The organism is Holdemanella sp. DFI.5.55, from assembly GCF_020593575.1.
Classification (GTDB): domain Bacteria; phylum Bacillota_I; class Bacilli_A; order Erysipelotrichales; family Erysipelotrichaceae; genus Holdemanella; species Holdemanella hominis.
Map to the genome: position 1 here is coordinate 1 of NZ_JAJDMK010000140.1, position 2,140 is coordinate 2,140.

The 2,140-nt window shown below is 35.9% G+C and carries 1 protein-coding gene; it reads left to right on the forward strand.

What is annotated here, in order from left to right:
- The first annotated feature begins 633 nt into the window (after positions 1-633).
- A complete protein-coding gene (ltrA, locus tag LJE08_RS13355; RefSeq protein WP_227403496.1) occupies positions 634-2,034 on the forward strand; it encodes a group II intron reverse transcriptase/maturase in 1,401 nt (466 codons plus the stop codon).
- Positions 2,035-2,140: the final 106 nt, after the last annotated feature.

Sequence of the window (2,140 nt, forward strand, 5' to 3'; positions counted from 1 at the left end):
GCTTTTCTGTACGACAGGCAGTCGTGCTTATAGTTGATAATCAATCACCGATTATCAACTGTTTTATTTTAGAGACAATAAAGTACAAGATACTCGTAACACTATACAAAAGTCATTGAAGTAAAACAGTCCCAACAATGTTGAAATACTTTGTCTACTAAGGATATAGCCAAGTAGTAAGCCATACTCAATGCATTCTCGTGAGGGAGTGTGTGAAGGGAGTTAAAGCGAGAACTCAGGCACCAATCTATCAATGCACATGTGGCGTTCAGTATTGATGATGCTGCGGAAAAAAGCAGAAATCCTATGAATAGATACCAATGACTATATCGATATCTGTTAATACTGGATGTGAAAGCAGGAAGCATGAGTTCAAGGGAAGGCACAGATGATCCTGTGAGGTCTCCGTATTTAATGGACTACCATCTATAAGCGTAGCGAAGTGACGGATAGTGTACGGAGAAGTCAGAGTTACTAATAGTAGCGAAGAAGTTATAGAAATATAATGGAGCGAAGTGGTAACACCTTGTGAGCTTTGAGTAGATGTAGTTGTGTAAGTGCAAATTTTAAGAATATTCGTATTAACCTTAAAAGATATTACATGACAGTGGAAAGGAGATAAGAAAAGACATTATGAATGAACCATTAAAATTCAAATTATTTAGTGTGTATGGAAAAATACTACACAAAGATGTTCTTACAGAAGCTTTTCGTAAAGTGAAGAAGAACAAGGGATGTGCCGGTATTGATAAAGTCAGTATCAAAGTGTTTGAGGAAAATTTAGATGAAAACATAGAGTTGATTTTGAATGAACTTCGAACAAAGACGTACAAGCCTTCTCCAGTAAGACGAAAGTATATACCGAAGAAAAATGGAAAGTTAAGACCTTTAGGAATACCAACTATTAAAGACAGGGTCGTGCAACAAGCACTGGTCACTAAACTTGAGCCCTTCTTTGAAGAAAACGTATTTCACGACAATTCCTGTGGATTCAGACCTAACAGAGATGTTAAGTTAACCATCAAGAAAATTGTGTCTAGATTAGAAAGTGGATATCTATATATCTATGATTTTGATATAAAAGGTTACTTCGACAATATACCTCACAAGAAACTTATGAAAGTTATCAACAAGTATGTGTCAGATGGAACAGTACTAGACATGATTTGGAAAACACTTAAAGCAGGGTACATGGAAGATGAAATACGATATGAAAACGCAAGTGGCACACAACAAGGTGGAGTTATTTCTCCACTATTGGCGAACATCTATTTGAATGAACTTGACTGGGAACTAACAAAAGCAAATCTTGAATTCGTGAGGTATGCTGACGATTCGATAGTCATGTGTCAAACAAAGGAAGATTTGGAAAAAGCCAAAGTCATAGTTCATGAAACGTTACAACGTCTAGGCCTTGAATTGGCAGAAGATAAAAGTGATGATATTGATTTTCACGAGAAAGACTTTGATTTCCTAGGTTTTACGTTCAACCATTTAAAAATGTCTAAAAATAGACATGTCTATTACACGTTTGGACCATCCGTAAAATCGTTAAAGAAGTTTAAGAGTGATATTAAATCTGTCACCAAGAAGAGTTGTACATACTCCTTTGAGAAGTGGACAGAGATTTTAAACCCAGTCATAAGAGGTAAGTTTAATTACTTCCTTATTCCTTTTCAAGTTGCACGAGAAATCAGACTGTTACTTAACGAACGCGGGCGAGTTATGCATGGCATACCTGCTCTTGATATAACCAAATTAGATGGTTATGTGCGTCAAAGACTACGAGTAAGTTTCTCATGCCGCGGAAAGAAACATGGTGGACAAGCACAAGGTAAATTATTAACTGTCAAATATGATAACAAGTTTTTCATAAAATGTATGGGTCTAGTTACAGGTGCGTATATGAAGGCTCAAATAGTTTTCCCTGGAATTAACATTGATGATTTTATTTTATTGATGGATTCCAATAAAAAGAAAAGTACCTCTTCTCAGAGGAAAAAGAGGTTCTTTCAGTATGCATACACTAAATAAGTCGAATCACAACATTTAAGTCTTTTCTAAAATGTAACTCACATTGGTAAGCCGTATGCCTTAATAGGGCACGTATGGTTTGATAAGGGGCGGCAGAATTTAAACT

Excerpts from the sequence above, each read along its gene's own strand:
- ltrA (WP_227403496.1), top strand. The coding sequence starts at position 634 with ATGAATGAACCATTAAAATTCAAATTATTTAGTGTGTATGGAAAAATA.